This is a genomic window from Cellulomonas carbonis, from assembly GCF_014636275.1.
Lineage (GTDB): Bacteria > Actinomycetota > Actinomycetes > Actinomycetales > Cellulomonadaceae > Actinotalea > Actinotalea carbonis.
The window spans coordinates 172,236-191,857 of record NZ_BMEB01000005.1 but is presented as its reverse complement, the minus strand read 5'-3'; the positions used below and the strand labels follow the sequence as shown (position 1 = coordinate 191,857).

The following is a 19,622-nucleotide window of genomic DNA, read 5'->3' as shown; positions in this document are numbered from 1 at the left end:
GTGTGGACGCGGTGTGACGCACGTCCCGTCCGGCGGATTTGCCCCGGGCGGGACGGCCCGCATATGGTTACGGAGCCGACGCGGGGTGGAGCAGCTCGGTAGCTCGCTGGGCTCATAACCCAGAGGTCGCAGGTTCAAATCCTGCCCCCGCTACCAGTGAAGTAGGAGGTCAGAGGCCCTCCCGATCATCAGATCGGGAGGGCCTCTGACGTTGCGGTAAGCACTTGGTCAGCAGCGGACGCCGGCGGATGCTCGCGGACACGCGCGCGTTACGGCGGTAGATGTGCGCCCGGGGGAGAATCTACGGTCAGGGCGGGCGGCCATCGCACCGTGAAACGACGCGGCCGACCGGCGGTACAGAAGCCCTAGGCTGGCTGACTGTGAGCGAGATCGCGCCACGGGCGCACGACACCGACGTCGCCGCAGCGGGTCCAGTCGGAGTCCTAGGCGATCTGGCCCGCTTCGAGGCGACGGTCCGGGCTGAACTCGAGCGTGGCGGGCTGCCCTCGCATGACGTCTTTGTCGACGTCAACGAGCGGGCGGTACTCGTCCAGAACATCGGTGGGGTACTCGCTCCCCTCCCGCCCGAAGTCCGTGGCAGGTCGTTCTACATCAGCAAGATGATCGCGGCCGCCACCGTCGGGCTGTTCGATGCCGCCCTGAACTACCTGTGGGACGAGCTCGTCAACGAGTTGCGCCGCCGGGTCGCGGGTTTCGACCTCAACTACTTCTTCGACATCGCCGTCGGTTCGGGCGACCTCCGTAAGTCTCTGAAGTCGGAGGCCGACCTCAAGCTGATCAACGACCAGAACCTGCTGGATGCAGCTCGGGAGATCGGCCTGATCACGGACGTGGGCTACAAGCGCCTGGACCACGTGCGATACATGCGCAACCACGCCAGCGCCGCTCACCCGAACCAGGTCACGCTGACCGGTCTGGACCTCGCCCAGTGGATGCAGGTCTGCATCCGTGAGGTGATCATCACCCCGCCGGACACTGTCACCGCGAACACCGGCAAGCTGCTCTCGAACATCAAGCGCGATCGCCTCACGGACGACGCTGTCCGGGACGCTGCGGTGTTCTTCGACCAGCTACCGCCCGACCGCGCAGCCACCCTAGCCAACGGCCTGTTCGGTCTCTACACCGCGCCGGCGCGGACGCCGGTCGTTGCCGACAACGTGCGCACCCTGTGGCCGAAGTTGTGGCCGTTCGTCGACGAGGACACTCGGCACAATTTCGGTGTGCGGCACGCGCGCGCCCGCGCGTCCGCCGACACCGACATCGCGACCGCGGGCCGCGAGCTGCTCGACCTCGTCAACGGCGCGTTCTATCTGAACGCCGACGTCCGTGCCGCCGAGATGTCTGAGGCGCTCGAGGCGCTTATGACCGCCCATCAGGGTTGGGACAACTTCAGCAACGAGATCGCCCCCGCCCGCCGGGTTGCCGCGCTCGCCGGCAGCAACGGCGATATCCCTCGCCCAGTCCGCGACCAGTACGTCAAGACGCTCGTGCGTACGTTCCTTGGGAACGGCTCGGGCGTCTCATGGGTCGCGTCGACCATCTACCAGGAGTTGCTCAGTCAGCTCGACAGCGATGCCGCGAGCCGAATGCTCCGCAGCTTCCTCGCCCCCGACGTCTCTAGCCGGCTCAGTTCCTCGAGTGGCCGAACGCAGTGGGCCGCCCTACTGGACATCATCGAGCTCAAGCTGACCTCGATGACCGATAGGTCGCTCCTGGCGGACATCCGTGCATTCACCGGGACGCCGGATCAGCTCCGGCTCGACACCAAGATTGTTAAGAAGGCGCGCGAGCGTCCTGTGTAGGTCGAGCCCAGTCCAGACTGGACGGGCGCGCATGAGCGGCTTCGGCGATGAACTGGGCCTGCCATGGGTGCCCCTTGCTGGATGTGGCCAGCGGGCGCTTGCCAGCTATGCCATGGAGATCGGAGACGCGTCCGTCGAAGCGGGTGCGAGACGGCCGACGGGTGCTGCGGTCGGGACATCGATCGGGTGAGAGGCGACTTCGGCATACAGCCGTGCCGTGGCTCCGGTGATGACGTCCGGTGCGTGGACGAGGCGCTGCTCCAGCCGAGCGGTGGCGAGGTCAGGTCGCTCACTCACCAGGTCACGCGGCAACATGCGAGCCGGCATGTACAGGAGGCCGGCTCGAGCCAGCCGATCGAACGTCGTTCCCTCGTGGACGGCGACGTCGGCCATGAGCTGTACGGCGCCGTTGAGTCTCGCGGCGATCTGCCGCTCGGCCGGGGTGAAGGGCGCGGACCCGTGGCGGTGCTCGATCGGGGCGAGTTCTCGGAGGAGACGACCGACGGCTGCGGCGTCGTCCCGGATGCTCGTCGCGGTCGGCGCAAGGATCGCGAACTCCGACAGTGCGTGGTGGAGGCGCTGCCACGCGCGCGCATGTCCGACCAGGGCGCCGGCTCCTCGGCCCGCGCCGGCGGTGTCGGGCGCTGCAAGGTCCGCCCCGTGGAAGGCGGCGGCGTGGGCGTGGACGGCGATGCCGAGGCCGGCCATCGTCCGCAGTGAGGCCAGCGCGTCGGACCGGTTGCCCGTGAGTTCCCAGGTGGCCTGGCGGAGCCGGACCATCCGATCCGTCAGCTCGGTCGCTGGGTCGTCCGTGCGAGGCCGCAGGGGGACCTGACCGAGAGCGTCGAGTTGAGCCTCGAGCCGTTCAGGCATCTCGGTCGGGAGCTTCCGAGCGAGATCGGCGAGGTGCTCAAGCCCGGGCAGCTGCCGCGCAACGACGCCGCGGGGCACGCCCGCTTGGATGGCGCGGAGCGCCAACGGGTCTTCGTGGGCGAGGACCGCTTGGGCTAGGTTGCCGAGGTCGGCGAGACCGGCGTCGAAGGTCGCCGTCGTCGTGTGGGCGGCGTCTGGTGTTCGCGGTCGTCCTTCACGCGTGTAGTGCGTGGCGACGAGGTCGGCGGCCGCGCGTAGCGACAGCGCGGCGCGTGCCCACGGCGTTCCTGCTCCGCCGATCTGGGACGGGTGAGGCCTCGCCTCGCCGGTGAGGGCCTCGATGCCGGCGGCCAGCTTGATGGCGGCTCGCTCGACCGGTGGTATGCCGTCGCGGCGGCGGGCCAGGCCTATCCGTCCGAGTTGCGCCGGCCACAGCAGGCGTCGGGTGTGGGAAGCGACGGCGTCGAGGAGTCCGTGGTAGTCGCCGATCGCATCGAGTGCCTCCCGCGGGGTCCAGAAGCGGTCCGCACGGAGGACGGTGGCGGCGTCGCGCACGTGCGCCGACGTCTGGGCCAGGAGGTCGGGGTAGGTGGTCATGACCAACGTCCGGTGACCTTGGCCCGCCCGGTGATCAGCCGGGCCATCACGCGGGAGAGCGCCGCCTGCGAGGGGAGGTCGGTCTCGACTTCCGCCAGGGCGGCCGCTCGGTCGAGGGCTGCCGCGGCGAGGCGATCGAGGACCGCCCGGGCTTCGTTGGCATCCTCCGGGCGGACGGTGCCGAGCCGGACCGGGGTGACGGTGGTTCGGACGTCGGGACGAGCCCACTCGAGCTCGTCCTGGGCCTCACGGAAGTCCATAGCGGCGTAGGAGACCGACACCCCGACGCCGAGCGGCACGGTCATGGCCAGGTTCAAGGCCCCCATTGCTGCGGTGTGCGTCAGCGCCCAGATGCCCGACCACCCGGTATCGGCGTCGTGCAGCAGGACCTCGGCGGGGCCGCTCCAGGTCGTCGTCATCGGGTCCTCCTCGTCGCGGGCGACGTCGTCGTGCCGCCTTCGCTCTCAGGTGTGCGCGGCGGGCGCCGAAGATGACCGACCTGTGGCCCGGCTGTCGGGCCACGGGATGAGGGCACCGGGAGTGGAGAAGCGCACCTTGCCGTCGACGTGATCGAGCACGGTCGCGGTGTGGGAGCCGCCGGCATGGGCGAAGGCCGCCAGGACCAGGTGGAGGTTCTCTCTGTCGAGGCCGGTGACGACGTCGACGACGTCGAGTGGGCGCTCGTCGAGCAGCGACGCCACCACGAACAGCAGGCGGCGTTCACCGCCAGACAGGACGGCGGCGTGCTCGCACAGGGCGTCGGCGTCCAGCCAGGTGACGTCGCCGTCGAGGCGAACCCATGGGAGCGCGGGGTCCGCGAACCGGCCGCCGAAGGCGCGCAGCAGCAGCTCGACCGCCGCCTCAAGGGGGAGCAGGCCTGCCGCCCACTGCCGAAGGCGCGTGCTCGTCCTCGTGTCGATGTTGTTCATGACCGTCTCCTTCCAACTGACGTCGCCGCCAACTTCCACGGCCGCCGCCGAGGAGAGGTGCGACCGACCCTCCGGCTGTGGACAGAGCCGTGGCAGAGAGAGGTGTGCACCGACCGCGGCGAAGCCGACGAGCTGAGAGGCAGGAGGTCATTGACACGTCTGGCATTCGAGGCTTAACCGGGCGCGAGGCGGTGCATCTTGTAGCCCTGGTCTGCACACCAGGTGGGGTGAGAACCACGAGGACGACGCCACCGACGGGCCGCGTGTGCGTTTGGTGGGGCGCGGGAACCGCTGCGGCGGCAGCAGTGGGCGGTGACCGGCCGTGGTAATGACGATGCACCGACTGACGGCCGGCGCCGGCTACCAGTACCTGATCAAGCACACCGCGTCGGGCGACTGCCGGCGGTCAGCGAAGGACGAGCTGACGGCGTACTACACCGCCTCGGGCAACCCTCCCGGCCGCTGGTACGGGCGCGGCTTGGACGCCGTGGGCGATCGGGGGCTAACCGCCGGAACCGTGGTCACAGAGCCGCAGATGGCGAACTTGTACGGCCAGGGCAAGGACCCCACCACAGGTGTCCCGCTCGGCCGGGCGTACCGGACCTACACGCCGGCGGCGGAGCGCATCGCCGCGCAGGTGGCTGCCCTCCCGCGGGAGCTGACCGGTGAAGCCCGCGACGCCGCGATCGCCACGATCACCCGTGTCGAACTGGCCAAGCACACGCCATCGGCCGTAGCCGGGTTCGACCTGACGTTCAGCCCGCCGAAGTCGATCTCGGCGCTCTGGGCCGTCTCCGACACGACGACCCAGGCTGCGGTCCTGGGCGCACATCGGGCCGCCGTCGAGCAGGCCCTCGCCTTCCTGGAGGACACCGCCGCGTTCACGCGTACGGGCACCAATGGATGCCAGCAGCACCGCGTCAGCGGCCTGATCGCCACCGGGTTCGACCACTGGGACTCTCGCGCCGGGGACCCCAACCTGCACACGCACCTCGTCGTCGCCAACAAGGTCCAGGGCCCGCGAGGAGCCTGGCTGTCGCTCGACTCGAGGGCGCTGCACCACGCGGTCGTGATGATCTCGGAGGTCTACGACGACCTGCTCACCGACGAGATCGCCCGCCGCCTACCCGTGCAGTTCGGGTGGCGTCATCGCGGACCGCGCCGCACCCCCGGGTTCGAGCTCGACGGGGTCGATGACGCGCTGATGGCGGAGTTCTCGACCCGCACCACGCAGATCGACGAGGCGATGACGGGAGTGCTGGGTGAGTTCTACGCAGCCCACGGCCGAGGCCCGAACCGTATCGAGGTCTCCCGGCTCCGCCAGCAGGTCACCCGCGCCACCCGCCCCGACAAGCACGTCACCCCGCTCGCCGACCTGATGACGGTGTGGAAGGCACGGGCCACCCGCCGCACCGGCAAGACGCCCCCCGAGCTCACCGCTGCCGTCCTGCGCCTGTCCCACACAGTCGCGCAGCGCGCCGACCAGATCCCGTCGCCCGTCATCGACCGCCTCGCCGAGCACACGATCGGACAGGTGATGACACGAAGGTCGACCTGGACCCGGTGGAACGTCATGGCGGAAGCGGCTCGGTCCACCAGGGCGATCCGCATCGCCACCCCCGCCGATCGCATCGCCCTGCTCGAGCGCGTCACCGACGCCGCCCTCGCCTCGTGCGTGAGCCTCCAGGCGCCGGACCCGCTGACCGTCCCCGCCACGTACACGCGGCCCGATGGCGCCTCGCAGTTCACCCGTGCCGGGGAGGACCGGTACACCCACCACCAGGTCCTGGATGCCGAAGCACGGCTCCTCGACGCGGCGACCCTCGACGCAGGGGCACCCTCCTCGCCGGCCTGGGTCGCGAAGGCCGTGACTTCCCGACCGGTGCAGCGCACGGGTGGGCGCGCCGTCACGCTGGCCCCAGACCAGGCCGACGCCGTCGAGCACGTCGCCGCGTCACCGGCGCGACTGACGGTCCTTGTCGGGCCGGCGGGCACGGGCAAGACGACGACGCTGACGGCGTTGAAGGGCGTGTGGGAGCAGACCTACGGCCGTGGCGCCGTCGTCGGCCTCGCCCCGTCGGCGACGGCGGCCGCAGAGCTCGGCCACGCTCTGGGAATCGAGTGCGAGAACACCGCCAAGTGGCTGCACGAGTCCACCGGCCCCGGCGCCGAACGCCGTGAGGACCTTCTGGCGCACCTGCACGCCGAGCGCACCGCCGCCTGCGGCGTCGACCAGCGCACCCGGCTCCGCACGATCGACACCGCGATCAACACCTTGACCGCCCAGGGGGAGCGCTACCGGCTGCGCCGCGACCAGTTGCTCATCGTCGACGAGGCCTCCCTGGCCGGAACGTTCACCCTCGACGCCCTGACCGCGCAGGCGTCCGCCGCCGGAGCCAAGGTGCTACTGGTCGGCGACCACAAGCAGCTCTCCGCGGTCGACGCCGGCGGCGCGTTCCACCTGCTCGCCGAACGCTCGCGACCCGCCACCCTGACCTCCCTGTGGCGGTTCAGCCAGCCCTGGGAAGCTGCCGCCACCCGGCGCCTCCGGACAGGAGACCGGGCTGTGATCGAGGTCTATGCCGAGCACGACCGGATCAGCGCTGGTCCCAAGGAGGTCATGGCCGAAGACGCATACACCGCCTGGCAGGCCGATACTGAGAACGGCATCCCGGCGATTCTCATCGCCGCCGACTCGCACACCGTCGACGTCCTCAACGACCGCGCCCACAACGACCGCGTCGCCGACGGTCTCGTCGCCCACGACGGCCTCACCAAGGCCGACGGGACCCAGATCGCCGTCGGCGACCGCGTCCTGACCCGCGCGAACAACCGACGCCTGCGCGCTCCGCACGGCTACGTCCGCAACGGCGACCTGTGGCAGGTCACCGCCATCATTGACGGCGCGCTCACCGTCACCCCCGTCGCCCGCCCTGGCACCGCGATGACCGCCACCGGCGAAGAGATCACGCTCCCGGCCGGGTACGTCGCCGAGCACGTCGAGCTCGGGTACGCCACCACCACGCACCGCGCCCAAGGCATCACCGTGGACCGGGCGCACGTCCTGGCGTCACCCGGCATGGTCCGCGAGAACCTCTACGTCGCCATGACCCGCGGCCGCCACGACAACCACGTCTACCTCGCCCTGGACGACGTCGACCCGACCTGCGACCACCTGCCAGGAGACCAGAGCGGACCAGACGGCGACGACGCCTTCGCGGCCATCCTCGCCACCTCCGGCGCGGAGCTGTCCGCCACCGAGATCATCGCCGCCTGGCAAGACGACGTCGCTTCCCTCAGACGACTCGAGCCCATCCGCCAGACCCTGATCGCCGACGCCGCCGGACCCCGCTGGGACGCCACCTTCCCCGACGTCGGCCTCACGGCCGACCAGTGCGAGCAGATCACCACCTCACCCGCCCGCGGACCGCTCATCACAGCACTGGAGCGCGGCCGCACCCTAGGGCACCCCATGCGGCAGGTCCTGGACAGCCTCGTCGCCGACCGACCCACCGACGGCGCATCCCCCGCGCACGATGTCGCCGCCGTCCTGCATTACCGGGTCGATCGTTGGCTGCGCACCCAGGTCGACGACCCCGGGACGATCCGCGTCACCCCCGACGTGGCGGATGCGCCCGACGAGATCGCGGACCTCCTGCAGCAGGTCGACCAGCTCATCGCTGAGCGAACGGAGGCCGTCACCGGCCAGGCCATTGATGCACGCTCGGACTGGCTCGTCGGGCTCGGCCGGGCACCCGACGACCCAGCCGACGGGTGGACCTGGCGCACCCGCGTCGCAGCGCACGTGGCGCGCGATGACTTCACGGCGGGGACCGCCGGAGACCGCCCAACAGCATCGCTGGCGAAGCACAGCCCAGCCGTCGACACCGAACGGAGCGTCATCCGATGACCGCCACCTCACCTCGACCCGGTTCTGATGGGTTCTTCCCGGAGCCCATGCTGTATCAGCCGAGTGGGCCCCCGATTCCGCTCCTCTGGGCCGCTCACACTCCAGAGGAGCAGCGTCACTACCTCGACAAACTCGAGGTCTGGGTCGCCTGGTTGATCGGCCACTACCGCCTCGACCACCGGTACGTCCCCGAGTGCTGGGCAGAGCACTGGGAGCTCATTGAGGAGCTCTCCGCTCTTCACCTCGCCTGGGAGGGCGCGTACGCGACTACCTCGCACGCCGACGCCCCGCTCACCTGGCACGAGCGCCTCGGACACGCACGCCCGAGGCTCGCCGAGTGGGTGGCGCGAACGGGGTGCCGCGCTGCAGAACACCGCGGGAGACGGTGAGTGCTCTCCTTCGCTCGCCCGACCTTCTGGCAACGCGGCCGCGCGCTCGAAGGCCTCCTACGCGGCCGGGAAGTCGTCACCGAGCACGATCTTCCAAAGACGCTTCGCCTCCGCGTGGTCTCCGTCCGCTTCGGCGGCACGTGCCCTCCGTGCTCGTTCGGCTGCAGACTCCAGTGACTGCCGTAACGACTGCTCTGCGCTCCAAGTCAGATATGTACACAGGTCACCGCTATGCCCACCGGGGTCGTTGACGTGCAGGTGGCGCGGTGCCCACTCGAAGAACTTCTCCAGCGCCTCGCGGTAATTGCTGCCAATCTTGCTAAACGCGGAGCCCGCGACCGTCTCCAGGTGGAACGAACGCATTCGCTTCGAGTGGGCGCGGTTCCATGACTTCGCGAGTCGAACGACTGGTGCGAGGTTGTAGCCTAGTTCTTGATTGCGTCTAGCGAACCACTGGCCGGCGATCCCCGGCGCCGTGTCGATCCACCCGCCGCTCCCATTGGGCAACTTGTACACGCCATCCCCGGCAGCGAAGACAGGCGCGACATCCACGTGGCCACCGGTCTTGTAGAACACCCGGACAGCCTGGCCGCGCGTCCCGACCTGCTGGATAGAGAGGCCAGAGTACGCATCGCGGATCCGGTAGATGAAGGCCTTCGAGTCCCACTGGTACTTAGCCCAGGCGTTGCTTACGTTCGAGAAGACCGCGAGCACGTCGATGTCATCGAAGGGGCGAATGATGGTGCCCTTCGCCGCGGAGCCCATCAGGACGCCTTCCGAGTACGGCATGTCCGCGGCGCTCGGGAACTTCTCGGAGAGCCGGTCGTCTACCGTCCTTTTTCGTGCTTGGATGATCGACGTTTCTTGGTACTCGGTGGCACTGATGTCCCCCAGGAACTGCGTGAACGCCTGCGCGGTCGTGAGTGTCACTGGTTGCCTTCCTCCTGCTGAGCGGTCCTGCCGATTGTCTCGGCAGCCTCTGACATCTCAGCCTCATTACCGCGTCGCAGGAGCCCGTAGAGCCAGTCCGGAACAAGGGGAGCGTCACGCCGAAGAGCAAAGAGCTGCGACTGCCATGCGACGAGGTGCTCGGGCGGAATCGGCGCGGCGGCGTCGGCCGCGATTGCGTCGTGGATCTCGTTCGCCAGCGCCTCCCGTTCGCGACTAGCCGCACGCACGCTCACGTACTCGTCCCAGGCATCCACCAGGGGCGGCAATACGGGTATCGCCACTGCGAGCAGGAACGTCGCCAAGCTGAAACGTGCGAGCAGCGAAATGATCACTGCGACGAGTGACCATCCGACCAGGACCCATAGCCAAAGGGTCGCATGTCTCTCGAGGAGTCGGCGGGTGTAGGAGACGTTTGCTCGCTGCGCGATGGCAATGGCGATACGCCCCGGTACGCCCTCTTGAATCGGGTACCAGTTCCGCAACCGCTCGACCGCGTAGGCAGGGCGCCGGCGCGTTCCCACGATTCGGGTGACGTCCTCGGGGAGCACCCGAGGTTCGCGGACGGCGATCGGCGGCATTCCAAAGATCGCGGTGTCGAACTGCTCTTGCACGGAGGCGCCCCGGGTCGCGTCACGGCGCTCAAGGTGTCGGAACAGCACGCGGCTGAGTACGTACCAGATCGCTGCTGTCGTCGCAGCAGGGACCGCCGCTGACGCGACGAAAGCGGCGAGCAGGGGCGCTGCGACTGCGATGATCCCGGTGCCGATCCCGCGGACGCCCGCCCAGCGCTTGGCCCGCGAGTAGAAACGCCTCTGGGCGAGCAGGAGCCTCAAGTTCGGGTCGGCGTTCTGCGCCTTCGCTATGTCAGCGGCTGCGGGCGGCGCGTAGGTGGTGTGTGCCATCGGAGCCGGGCTACCTGTTGAAGAGCAGCTTCAACTGCTCGATCGCGAGGGCCTCGTTCCCACTGCGGTGGTGGTCGATAGCCTTGTCGGCCCGTGCAGCCGCCTGCGAGAGCTTCGACAGAGCGTCCGACATCGTGGCTGTCGACGAGCAGGCGGTGAAGCGTGCCCCGAGGCCGGTCGGATCATTCATCGCGGCAAGACCGGCTCGGTGAATCTCACGGAGAGCGAACCCGAGGTCGTAGATGGGCACGTAGGAGTCCTGTGTGCTCATGTACTTCGTGGCGCGCATCTCGAGGTAGCACGATGAGACGGGCACGCTTCGCTCGTACTTCCACACCTTGAGCTGGCGGGCCAGGGTCTTCACCCCGCCGCTGAACCTGCGGTTGACACTATTGACGTACTCGGTGTGCGCCTCTGGATACGTCTTCATCCACCCGCCGGGCGAAGCCGGATCGGCGATCCAGTACCCGTGGTGAGCGTCAGCATCCGCAAGGTAGCCAGGGACTACCTCGACCCGGCAGTCGGAGAAGTTGCAGACGACGGCAGGGCTCCGTACCGAGACCGTAGTGTTCGTGAAGCGACCGACAAGCGCTTCGCGCACCCGGGTGAGCATCGAAGTCGAGTTGGCGGGCTTGCTGCCCCTGAGGGAAACCAGGAAGTCTGCGTCGCTGCGCCGCCAGACACCCGTGCCGTGACGAAGCGACCCGATCTCGAACATCCGGTAGACGCCGAGCATGTAGTCGAGCCGGGACTCGATCGAGCCCTCGTGGCTCCTTGCGGCGTCGAACTGGCTGCGCAGGGGCGTGTACAGCGAGTCGAGGTCCGAGAGCCACGAGGTCACGGTCACAAGAACGACCATAGTGCTCTGTGCTGATCACAGGACGGCGTTGTGACGGGCGCCGACCATGACGTCACCAGCGGGAGGGCGCGGGGTGCTGAGTGCCCTCGGGCAGCTTCGCGCCCTGGCAAACGGGGTTCGACCAGCCGAGGTACCCCGTGCCGTTGACGTATCCGGCATTGAGCCGGGCGAAGGAGAGCAGGTACACGCCGCCGTGGTTGCCGGTGGCAGAGTCGAAGGCACCGTTGGACGTCACCATGATCTTCTCCGGGTCGCATCCCGGGTCGGCTTGCACGACGACCGAGACGTGGCCGGCGGGTCTGCCGGTGCGCCAGAAGACGAAGGACCCGAGCGGTGGGCACGCGTCGTCGGGATGGGCGTTGCCCGTGGCCACCATCTGCCGCCAGTGCTCGGCTGCTGTGGGGTAGCCGGACCCAACGTAGCCGTAGGCGCGGCAGGCGAGGCGGTCGCAGAGCTGATGCCATCCGGAGGTGACACCGACGTACGACATCGCGGTGCGGACGGCCGTGGCGACGTCGTGCGGGGTGCCGGGCGGGACGACGACGTCGCCGGTGCCGAGACCGGGTAGGCACCCGACGCCCGAGGTGTCCAGGGGGCCAGACGGCTCGGGCGTCGGGGCGTTTGTGGGGCCGGTCCCGGCGGCGTCGTCGGAGATCTCGCTCCGGAGGCCGGCGTCGGGGACGGCACTCCACTCGGCCACGCGGCGGTTGACGTTCTCGATGAACTTCGCGGTGATGGTCGGGATGGTGGGGTAGGTGCGCAGCCTCGATTCGCCGGCGTTGTGCGCGATGATCAGCGCGTCGAGCACGGGCAGGCGCGACGACGCCCAGTCGGGGTGATCCGCGCGGATCTCGCGGACTCCGCCCAGGCGGTCGCACAAGTACTCGCCGCCGACGCGTGCGTGGATCGACGGGTCGGCGATGTCGCGGACGCCGTCGGCGTCGAGGTCGGCGTCGAACCCGTGGCCGTAGACGCCGGTCCAGATTGACTCGTTGATCTGGAACAGGCCCCACGTGCCTCCGTTGACGTCGTCGGCGTAGGCGTCGGGGCGGAAGCCGGACTCCTGCGCCATGACCGCCGCGATCCACGGCTCGGGCAGGTCCGGGCACGCCGCCTTGGCCTCACGGATCCACGTGCGCGCTTCCACGGGCACGGGCGCGTCCGGCGCCAGCGCGCCGCCCGCAGAGGTTCCGATGCACGCCGTCGCCCCCGCTCCGACGCCGATGGCGGTGAGCACGGCGATGGCTGGGATGGCGATGCACCCTGCTCCGCCGAGTGCGATGTGCTTCCTGATCACGATGCTTCCTCTCCGAGGGCGGAGCCGCCCGTGGCGGCTTCCACCCGCTTTTGGTCCGCCCGCAGTGCCGTTGCATCACGGCGTGCATTCCAGGCGGTGAGGTCGATGACGACGGGTCTGCTGTGGCGCAGGAGCAGGACACCGGTGCCGAAGGGAAGAGTGCGGAGCACTGACGGGGGCATCACCGGAACCATGCGGACCGACGTCGACGTCGATCGCTCACCACCGGGCCCCTGGGATCGGGTCTCGGTCAGTTCGTCGCGTTCGCCGAGGAGACGTGCGACGTCATCGAGGTCGCGGTACTTGGCGAGCCCGCCGAGGACGAGCTTGACGGTGGCGGCGTCCCAGATGGCGTCGGCGGCATGCTCGCCCCACCGGTTGCGCGCCTGCGCCAGCGACTGCAGCACCGCGAGTGTGGTGATGCCGGACCCTCCGCCCTCCGCCATGAGCTGCGGCAAGGACGGCAGAGGTGTGAGGTTGGCGATCTCGTCCAGCGCCAGCAGGAGCGGTGGGTCCAGGCGCGCGCCGGGGGAGCGGGCGGCCAGGGCGCGGGCGGTCTCGGTGATGTCTTCAACGAACGCTGCGACGAGCGGTGCGCAGGAGCCGGAAGTCACGGCTGAGGCGAGCAGGTACAGGGTGCCGGAGTCGCGGAGGAAGCCGGCGGGGTCGAATTCCTCGCCCGGGGCGGGGTCGACGGCAGTTAGGACGTCGGGGTCGGCGAGGGCGGCGAGGGACTGGCGGACCCCGAGCCAGACCGAGTCGCGCGTGCGCGGGTCGGCGTGGATCGCGGCCTCGAGGGCGTCGGCCCACCCGGACGCGGCCGCGGGATGGCGGTTGAGCGTCGTGACGGCGTCCTCAGCTAGCACCGGGTTCAGAGACCACCGGTAGAGGTCGACGGCGCGCCGCCCGTCGAGTGCGGCGGCGTGGAGCAGGCAACGCAGCGCGGTCTCGGTCTGTCCGGCCCAGAAGTCGGAGTCCGACACGGTGCGCCCGAACCCCGCGCCCGCGGCGAGCCCTCGCGCGCGGACGAGCGCCGTGCGGGGTGTCTCGCAGCCTCGCACCGGGGACCACCGCAGCCCACCGGGAAGGTCGGCGAGGCGCTGCGGGTCGAAGATCGCCACCGGCCCGCGCCGCGACCGCGCGTGCATCGTCACCGCCAGTGTGTCCGGTCGCGTGGACGTCGACACGACAGGCCCGGGGGCGTCCAAGACCCACGGGATGACGACGTGCAGGCCCTTCCCCATCCGGGGCGGCCCCACCAGCAGCGCCGAGTCCTCCACGGAGCACCAGAGATCTCGGCTCCCGGAGCGGCCGAGGCGGTAACCCACCTGTTCGGGTGCGGGTCGGCTGCCGGTGGAGGGGCGGACGATGGCGCCACGCCGCACCAGTGCGCGCCGACCGGCGGTTGCGGCGGCCTCGCCGGGTGTGGCGAGACCGGGTAGTGACCGCACGGCGGCAGGACCTGTCGCGTCGCCCGTCCAGCGGTTCGCGAGTCGCAACACCAGCCATGTCGCTAGGGCAGCGGTAGCGATGACCGCCCCGGTCCAGAACCAGTACGGGACGGGACCCGGCATCTCCGACGGCTCCGGCCATGCCGAACCCGGATTGCCGAGGGCTCCGAGCGCGCGTAACGCGTCCAGCACGCCTCCGGCGGGTGCCGGTCGTCCCGTGAGCAGGCAGGCCAGCGCGGCCCCGCACCACAGGACACTGCCGACCGCCAGGACGGCAGCGCCGGCGGCGAACGCCCAGCCGGTCAGATCGAGCCCGCCCGCGGCGCGCGAGGTCGGCGGGTGGCTCGCCCGGAGTGGATGGGCGTTCATCCGGCGGCCGGTCCATGTCGAGTGGCCTGCGGAGCTCGCTGCTGCCCAACGAGGGCGCTGTCGGTGCCCACGCGCTCGGGCAGCATGCCGGCGCCGTCGCGCAACGCCGTCGTGACGAGGCGACCGGTATCGATGAGGTCGGCGACGTTGAGACCGGGGTTGGCTGCGCCCTTGAGGAGCTGGTCGGCGCCGTTGTCCGCGATCCGCCGGAGCTGGTCCACCCACACCGCCTGTTCCGCCGTCCGCGGCGCGGTGTGGCGGGCGGCGTCCGTCACTTCGAGGAGTTCCGCGAGGGACGGCGTCGGCTGGCCGTGGTGGTTCAGCCGCGCCGTCGCGTGTGCCACGGTCACGAGGTCGACGGCCTGGCCCAGTTCTGCGAGCTCGAGGGTCGCGCCGTACACGGTGCGCCACGGCGCGGAGGAGATCCGTTGCGGCGGCAGGTGGCTGCCGACGGCGGCGACGTCCTTCGGGTGGGCGATCAGGCTGCCGACGAGGATCGCTTCGTGGAGGTGCTCGGCGGCGACGTCCCGGTCAGGGTGCGCCTGCAGCAGCTTGTCGGCGCCCACGCGAAGGTTGGGGTTGCGCAACGCCGCGTTCAGCTGGATCGGGGTGGGCGACTGGAGCGGGCGCGGTGCGCCGGCAGCCGCGTCCCATCTACGGCCAACGGACACGAGCGCGGCGTCGACTAGGGCGCACGTCGACGTCATCGGGACCGATTCACGTGACAACCATGACTGCAGGGCGCCGGCGCGCAGCAGTACACCGAGCCCCGCGATCTCGCGGCGCAGCCCGGCCTCCGCGACGATGCGCGCGTAAGACTGCGGGCTCGCGACGGCGGGCACGGCCGCCAGGCAGTCGTGCACCATGACGCCGGGGGAGGAGCCGACCAACCGCCCCGCCAGCGCGCTCGCGACGGTCATCGGGTCGATCGGGTCCCCCGCGATCTGCCGCTCGCACAGGAGAGTGAACAGCTGGCCGTGCTGCGGGTCAGTGAAGTCCGAGGGGCGCAGCCACGTCCGGAAGCTGCAGAGCGGTTCGGGGTCAAGCAGCACGGATCCCAGGAGCGCTCGCTCGGCCAGGACGGCGACCATGTCGGGGCGGATCATGGCTCATCCCGCATGGCGGCGTCGGTGTCGAACAGCGTGAGCTCGCTCGCCGTCAGGTGGTGGTGCACGACGTGGCTGCGGCGGGGCATCTTCCAGAGGCCCGTCCCACGAGGGAGCGTGGTGAGGATGTCGCGTTCGGCCGTCGAGAGCCCCAACGCCCTCCGCGTCCCCTCCAGCTGGTCATTCTCCTGCCGGTACACGATGCGGGTGGAGCAGTCTGCGAGCAGGCCTTCGGCCAGCGCCCGTGCCTCACTACCGGCGCGCCCGACGGCGTCCAGATCGGACAGTCGGTGCAGCACCAGCAGGTTCGCGATCCCGTAGGCGCGGGAGAGCTTCCATTGGGCCTGCATTCGCCGGACGAGCGGTACGGATCGCATAAGGCGCCACGCCTCGTCGTAGATCACCCAGCGCTTCGCGGTTCCCGAGACCAGGGCGTGCTCGAGCCAGGCTGAGGCACACGCCATCGCCACCGCGAGAGCGTCGTCGTCCGAACCGAGCCTGGACAGGTCGAGCACCGTCATGGGTGCAGCCCGGTCGAGCCGCTGGGTGGACGTCCCGTCGAACATCCCGGCGAGGTCACCACGGACCAGCCGGCGCAGCGCGTAGAGAAGGTCGCGCCCGTCGCCGTCGCCGTCGGCGGTCGCGCGGATCGCGAGGGCGTCGACGACGTCGCTCAGGGTTGGCTCCGGGCGAGGCTCCACACAGTCAGAGACGCTTCCAGGGCCTCGTGCTCGGACGGACGGAGCTCGCGGCGCAGCGTCAACTCGGCGAGCGCACCGAGGATCCGAAGCCGGGGTGCGTGCGCCTCAGTTGCGCCCATGCCGTGGGCGTCCAAGGGGTTGAGGCGGGTCGGCAGGCCAGGCCCGAGGCGGACGACGGCGCCTCCGAGGGCTTCGGCGACCGGGCTCCACTCACCCTTGGGGTCGCCAGGGACGTAGACGCGCCGGCCGGTGGCGATGGCACGCACGGCCAGCGACTTCGCCAGCGCCGACTTGCCCTGACCGATGACGCCGGCGAGCACAGTGTTCGGGTTGGTGAGCTCGCCAGCCGTGTACAGCGCCCACGGGTCGAAGCAGAACGGCCCGCCGGTCATCGCGTCGACACCCACGAGCGGCCCCGTCGTGCTGGGTGGTCCGGCGAGGAACGGGTAGGCGCCCGCAAGGGTGATCGATGACGCCCGGTGGGCGGGCAGGTGCAGCGATCCGGCCAGGCGGAGACGACCGCGCGGTGGCGCCGTCGTCGGTGCAGCCCCGCGGCGCATCACAGCACACCCCTGGCCAGCGGGACGGCGGCGGCCAGGTGGGCGGTCGCCTGCTGGCCGACGAGCCGGCGCATCTCGCACAAGGCCTGTGCGGCAGCGGCCTCGGTCGCGCCGCACGCGGCGTCGAGCTCGTCGAGCGTGCGTGCCGAGACGGTGACCAGTCCGGTGAAGCGGAGGTCCCCGTGGCCAGCGACAAGTTCCTGCTCGCGACGCAGGAGGTCGTCGAGCTCGGCGCGGATCGACTCGTCCTCGACCTGTCCGATGCGGCCACGCTGTGCGGCGTCGGCAGTGTGCTCAGCCTTCGCCCGCCGAATCTCGCGCAGGGACGCGGCGATCGGCAGCGGCTCCGCGATGAGCGTCACGGTCCGCACCACGTCGGGCGACAGCACGAGCGGCTGGAGGAAGCCCGGGTGCACCTCCGCGCGCGGCCACTCGGCGATCCAGTAGGTCGCATGCACCGCGCCGTCCGTCGTGATGTGGTTCCACGACTCTGCGACTCCCATCGCCGGCGGCGCGGTGGTCGCGACGTCGGTGCCCAATGGCGGGCACGTCGCCGGGTCGTAGGCGGAGCGCAGCAAGGCGTGCACCTGGACCGGTGTGGTCCAGGCGATGACGTCGACGTCCGCGGATCTCAGCGCGTCCGCCACGGACGTCAGTTCCTGCTCGAGCATGACGATGTCCGAGTGGCCGAGTCGTCTCAGCGCGCCGTGCGGTGGCCGCAGGGCGATTGCCAGCAGCGCCTCCGGTCGTCGCGTCGCGTAGGAGGCGTCGGCCATGAGCTCCGCGAGCACCGAGCCGGCCGACGATCCGGCGCTGACGGCGTTTTCCCTCCACCACCGGTGCACGGACGTCTCACCACACTGCGCCGTGCGCAGGATCAGCTGGACCCGGCGGACCGCGCGTCGACGACCGAGGGCGGCCAACGCGCGACCCCAGCCGTCGACCTTCAAGGTCTGCGTGCCCGGGTCGTCGAGTACGAACCCGCGGCCGCTGACGCATGCCACGGCGACGACCGACCCACCACGCCGGTCGACGAGCAGGGCTGCGCCGAGCGTCGGCGTGACATCGAGCGGGATCGCACCCACTCCGGGCAGCGCGAGCTCCGGGCGCGTGACCGGTGGCGTGACCTCCCGAGCTCCACCGGCGAGCCGACGAACGGCCCATGCGCTGCACACCGGCACCCACTCGACGAGCGGCCGTCCGCCGACCCCGGCGAGTGCCAACACGGTCAGCGGGAGCCAAAGTGCGGCAGAGGCAGCGAGCCCGACACCTCCGGCGGAGTAGACGCCCACGACGGCGACGAACACCGCGATGCCGAGGACGCCGACCTGTGCTCCACCCAGACCGAGGAGCACTCCTCGGCGTTCACGCCTGGCGAAGCGCACCGACGGTGCGTCCAGCGTCGACGTCGCCGCGCTCATGACCCGGTCGCCTTACCGGAGGCCCCACCGGACTTCGGTGGCGCGGTGGGCGGTGGCGCTGCCGCGACGGGCTTGATCGTGGCGGCAGCGCGGCCTCCCCGGGCGCCAGCGGCGCCGGAGCCGACACCGCGCGTCACCATCGTGAGCGCCGCATGCTGTGCCGCGACCCGGGCTGTCCGGCCGGACGCCTGCCCGGCGCGCGAGATCGGGTTCGCCGCGACGTTCTGGTGCATGAGGCTGGCGGCCTCCATGCCGGACCAGTGCACGAACCGCCACGTCAGCCAGGGTGCGAACAGCGCGATGGCCATGAGGAGCAGGCCGACGAGCAGGTCGGAGAACGACCGTGCGTCCGGCGTCGCCTCATCCGTGCCCGTGAGGTCCGGGCCCGTGCCGCTGAAGGCTGAGGCTCCGACCACGAAGACGACGACGATGACGAGCTTCGAGAACACGAGCGCCGCGACGATCTCCAGCCACCGCCGCGTCCACACGCGCGTCTGGTCCCACGCCGAGCCGGCGAAGGCCACGGGCGCGAAGACGGCGATCAGGATGAGGGCCGCCTTGCGGAAGAGCAGCACCCCCCACAGCAGCAGGAACGCCACGCATAGGAGGAAGCCGATGATGAGCTGCACGCCGGGGGACTGTGCCGATGCCAGGGCGGTGAAGTTGAAGAACTGGGCCGCGGCCGTGCCGACGGTCGTCCCGGCGGCGCTGGCGACCGCTTCGCACAGCTCGTCCACGGCCGTGAGAGCGAGTTGCGTGACCGCAAGGGCCAAAGCGCCGCCGAGGAGGGCCTTGCCCGCCCCGACGACGGCACGACCGAGACCCGCGCCTTCGCGCCGAAGGACCGATCCGATGACCTGGATGACGAAGAGCGCGACAACGAGCGGCAGGGTCACCGAAGCGATCACGCCGATGTTCGAACGGAGCCATGCGGCGGAGAGGTCGACTGCCGTCGAGGAGTCGAGCAGGCGCAGCGCCATCTCGCCGAGGTACGCGGCCGCGTCGACGAAGGCGCTCGCGACTCCGCCGAGCACGTAGTCCGATGCGGCGGTCTGGGCGGAGCCTGCAGCGTTCGAGACGAGGTCGCAGACGAAGACGATCGGTCCGACGCACGGGTCGAGTTCGGTCGTCGCCACGTCAGACTCCGGCCCCGAGGCCGGCGAAGAAGCCGACGATCGCGTTGGCCGCGCCGATGAGCAGCGCGCCACCCGCCGAGACGACGACGCCGGACTTGCCGCCCTGTGCGTACTGGTAGTTGCCCTGCTGGTGGGCGAGGGCCCAGACGATGACCGAGATAACGAGCCCGGCGACACAGGCCACGAGGCCCCACGTCAGCAGGGCGCCCACGATCGACCGGATCACGGGGAGCCCTGGGAGCCCGTCCTCGTTCGGACTGATGCCCGGGTCGGTGCCGACAAGCGCCAGGTCCATTGGTCGCAACATGATCGAACTCCACCTCTTCCGTGGGATCCCGCCTCGCTGGG

General features: G+C 70.3%; 16 protein-coding genes and 1 tRNA gene. 3 read left to right on the top strand and 14 right to left on the bottom strand.

Going from position 1 to position 19,622, the window contains the following annotated elements; genetic code table 11:
- Positions 1–79 precede the first annotated feature (79 nt).
- Both IEV86_RS15005 and IEV86_RS15000 read left to right on the top strand, forming a co-directional pair.
- Positions 80–156 (top strand) — tRNA-Met (locus IEV86_RS15005).
- A 224-nt stretch (positions 157–380) separates the two neighbouring features.
- A complete protein-coding gene (locus IEV86_RS15000) occupies positions 381–1,823 on the top strand; it encodes a hypothetical protein (RefSeq protein ID WP_229734675.1) in 1,443 nt (480 codons plus the stop codon).
- Between the two features lie 105 nt (positions 1,824–1,928).
- On the opposite strand, the gene IEV86_RS14995 is transcribed toward IEV86_RS15000, so the two are convergent.
- The 3 genes from IEV86_RS14995 to IEV86_RS14985 are packed head-to-tail and all read right to left on the bottom strand — an operon-like array spanning position 1,929 to position 4,222.
- Entirely contained in the window at positions 1,929–3,293 is a 1,365-nt protein-coding gene (locus IEV86_RS14995) for a hypothetical protein (protein WP_043602019.1), read from the bottom strand.
- The gene (locus IEV86_RS14990; protein WP_043602018.1) at positions 3,290–3,712 is read right to left on the bottom strand and encodes a hypothetical protein; all 423 of its coding nucleotides are present in this window, start codon (positions 3,710–3,712) and stop codon (positions 3,290–3,292) included. The genes IEV86_RS14995 and IEV86_RS14990 overlap by 4 nt, the downstream gene beginning before the upstream one ends.
- A gap of 45 nt (positions 3,713–3,757) precedes the next feature.
- Positions 3,758–4,222 (bottom strand): hypothetical protein, encoded by a 465-nt coding sequence (locus tag IEV86_RS14985; protein ID WP_052425757.1) that lies wholly within the window; start codon positions 4,220–4,222, stop codon positions 3,758–3,760.
- 328 nt (positions 4,223–4,550) lie between these two features.
- Here IEV86_RS14985 and mobF point away from each other — a divergent pair, with 328 nt between their 5' ends.
- The gene (mobF, locus tag IEV86_RS14980) at positions 4,551–8,132 is read left to right on the top strand and encodes a MobF family relaxase (RefSeq protein WP_052425756.1); all 3,582 of its coding nucleotides are present in this window, start codon (positions 4,551–4,553) and stop codon (positions 8,130–8,132) included.
- Positions 8,133–8,578: 446 nt separating this feature from the next.
- On the opposite strand, the gene IEV86_RS14975 is transcribed toward mobF, so the two are convergent.
- The 11 genes from IEV86_RS14975 to IEV86_RS14930 form a co-directional block, all read right to left on the bottom strand.
- A complete protein-coding gene (locus IEV86_RS14975; protein WP_043602016.1) occupies positions 8,579–9,451 on the bottom strand; it encodes an SMODS domain-containing nucleotidyltransferase in 873 nt (290 codons plus the stop codon).
- A complete protein-coding gene (locus IEV86_RS14970; protein ID WP_052425754.1) occupies positions 9,448–10,374 on the bottom strand; it encodes an S-4TM family putative pore-forming effector in 927 nt (308 codons plus the stop codon). The genes IEV86_RS14975 and IEV86_RS14970 overlap by 4 nt, the downstream gene beginning before the upstream one ends.
- A gap of 10 nt (positions 10,375–10,384) precedes the next feature.
- Entirely contained in the window at positions 10,385–11,221 is an 837-nt protein-coding gene (locus tag IEV86_RS14965; protein ID WP_081978405.1) for an SMODS domain-containing nucleotidyltransferase, read from the bottom strand.
- A gap of 64 nt (positions 11,222–11,285) precedes the next feature.
- Positions 11,286–12,530, bottom strand: coding sequence for a transglycosylase SLT domain-containing protein (locus tag IEV86_RS14960; RefSeq protein ID WP_052425753.1), 1,245 nt, complete (start codon positions 12,528–12,530; stop codon positions 11,286–11,288).
- A complete protein-coding gene (locus IEV86_RS14955; protein WP_202595125.1) occupies positions 12,527–14,104 on the bottom strand; it encodes a type IV secretory system conjugative DNA transfer family protein in 1,578 nt (525 codons plus the stop codon). The genes IEV86_RS14960 and IEV86_RS14955 overlap by 4 nt, the downstream gene beginning before the upstream one ends.
- A 242-nt stretch (positions 14,105–14,346) precedes the next feature.
- Entirely contained in the window at positions 14,347–15,441 is a 1,095-nt protein-coding gene (locus tag IEV86_RS14950; RefSeq protein WP_161784007.1) for a DnaB-like helicase N-terminal domain-containing protein, read from the bottom strand.
- An 11-nt stretch (positions 15,442–15,452) separates the two neighbouring features.
- Positions 15,453–16,157, bottom strand: coding sequence for a putative type IV secretion/conjugal transfer ATPase (locus tag IEV86_RS18015; protein WP_229734674.1), 705 nt, complete (start codon positions 16,155–16,157; stop codon positions 15,453–15,455).
- A complete protein-coding gene (locus IEV86_RS18010; protein WP_229734673.1) occupies positions 16,130–16,564 on the bottom strand; it encodes a putative type IV secretion/conjugal transfer ATPase in 435 nt (144 codons plus the stop codon). Before IEV86_RS18010 ends, IEV86_RS18015 begins: the two co-directional genes overlap by 28 nt.
- Positions 16,565–16,716: 152 nt before the next feature.
- A complete protein-coding gene (locus tag IEV86_RS14940; protein WP_202595124.1) occupies positions 16,717–18,138 on the bottom strand; it encodes an SCO6880 family protein in 1,422 nt (473 codons plus the stop codon).
- Positions 18,135–19,346, bottom strand: coding sequence for a type IV secretion system protein (locus tag IEV86_RS14935; RefSeq protein WP_188484737.1), 1,212 nt, complete (start codon positions 19,344–19,346; stop codon positions 18,135–18,137). Before IEV86_RS14935 ends, IEV86_RS14940 begins: the two co-directional genes overlap by 4 nt.
- The gene (locus tag IEV86_RS14930) at positions 19,276–19,569 is read right to left on the bottom strand and encodes a DUF6112 family protein (protein WP_043602010.1); all 294 of its coding nucleotides are present in this window, start codon (positions 19,567–19,569) and stop codon (positions 19,276–19,278) included. Before IEV86_RS14930 ends, IEV86_RS14935 begins: the two co-directional genes overlap by 71 nt.
- Positions 19,570–19,622 lie beyond the last annotated feature (53 nt).

Excerpts from the sequence above, each read along its gene's own strand:
- IEV86_RS14995 (WP_043602019.1), bottom strand. The coding sequence starts at position 3,293 with ATGACCACCTACCCCGACCTCCTGGCCCAGACGTCGGCGCACGTGCGC.
- IEV86_RS14990 (WP_043602018.1), bottom strand. The coding sequence starts at position 3,712 with ATGACGACGACCTGGAGCGGCCCCGCCGAGGTCCTGCTGCACGACGCC.
- IEV86_RS14985 (WP_052425757.1), bottom strand. The coding sequence starts at position 4,222 with ATGAACAACATCGACACGAGGACGAGCACGCGCCTTCGGCAGTGGGCG.
- mobF (WP_052425756.1), top strand. The coding sequence starts at position 4,551 with ATGACGATGCACCGACTGACGGCCGGCGCCGGCTACCAGTACCTGATC.
- IEV86_RS14970 (WP_052425754.1), bottom strand. The coding sequence starts at position 10,374 with ATGGCACACACCACCTACGCGCCGCCCGCAGCCGCTGACATAGCGAAG.
- IEV86_RS14955 (WP_202595125.1), bottom strand. The coding sequence starts at position 14,104 with ATGCCGGGTCCCGTCCCGTACTGGTTCTGGACCGGGGCGGTCATCGCT.
- IEV86_RS14950 (WP_161784007.1), bottom strand. The coding sequence starts at position 15,441 with ATGGTCGCCGTCCTGGCCGAGCGAGCGCTCCTGGGATCCGTGCTGCTT.
- IEV86_RS14940 (WP_202595124.1), bottom strand. The coding sequence starts at position 18,138 with ATGAGCGCGGCGACGTCGACGCTGGACGCACCGTCGGTGCGCTTCGCC.
- IEV86_RS14930 (WP_043602010.1), bottom strand. The coding sequence starts at position 19,569 with ATGGACCTGGCGCTTGTCGGCACCGACCCGGGCATCAGTCCGAACGAG.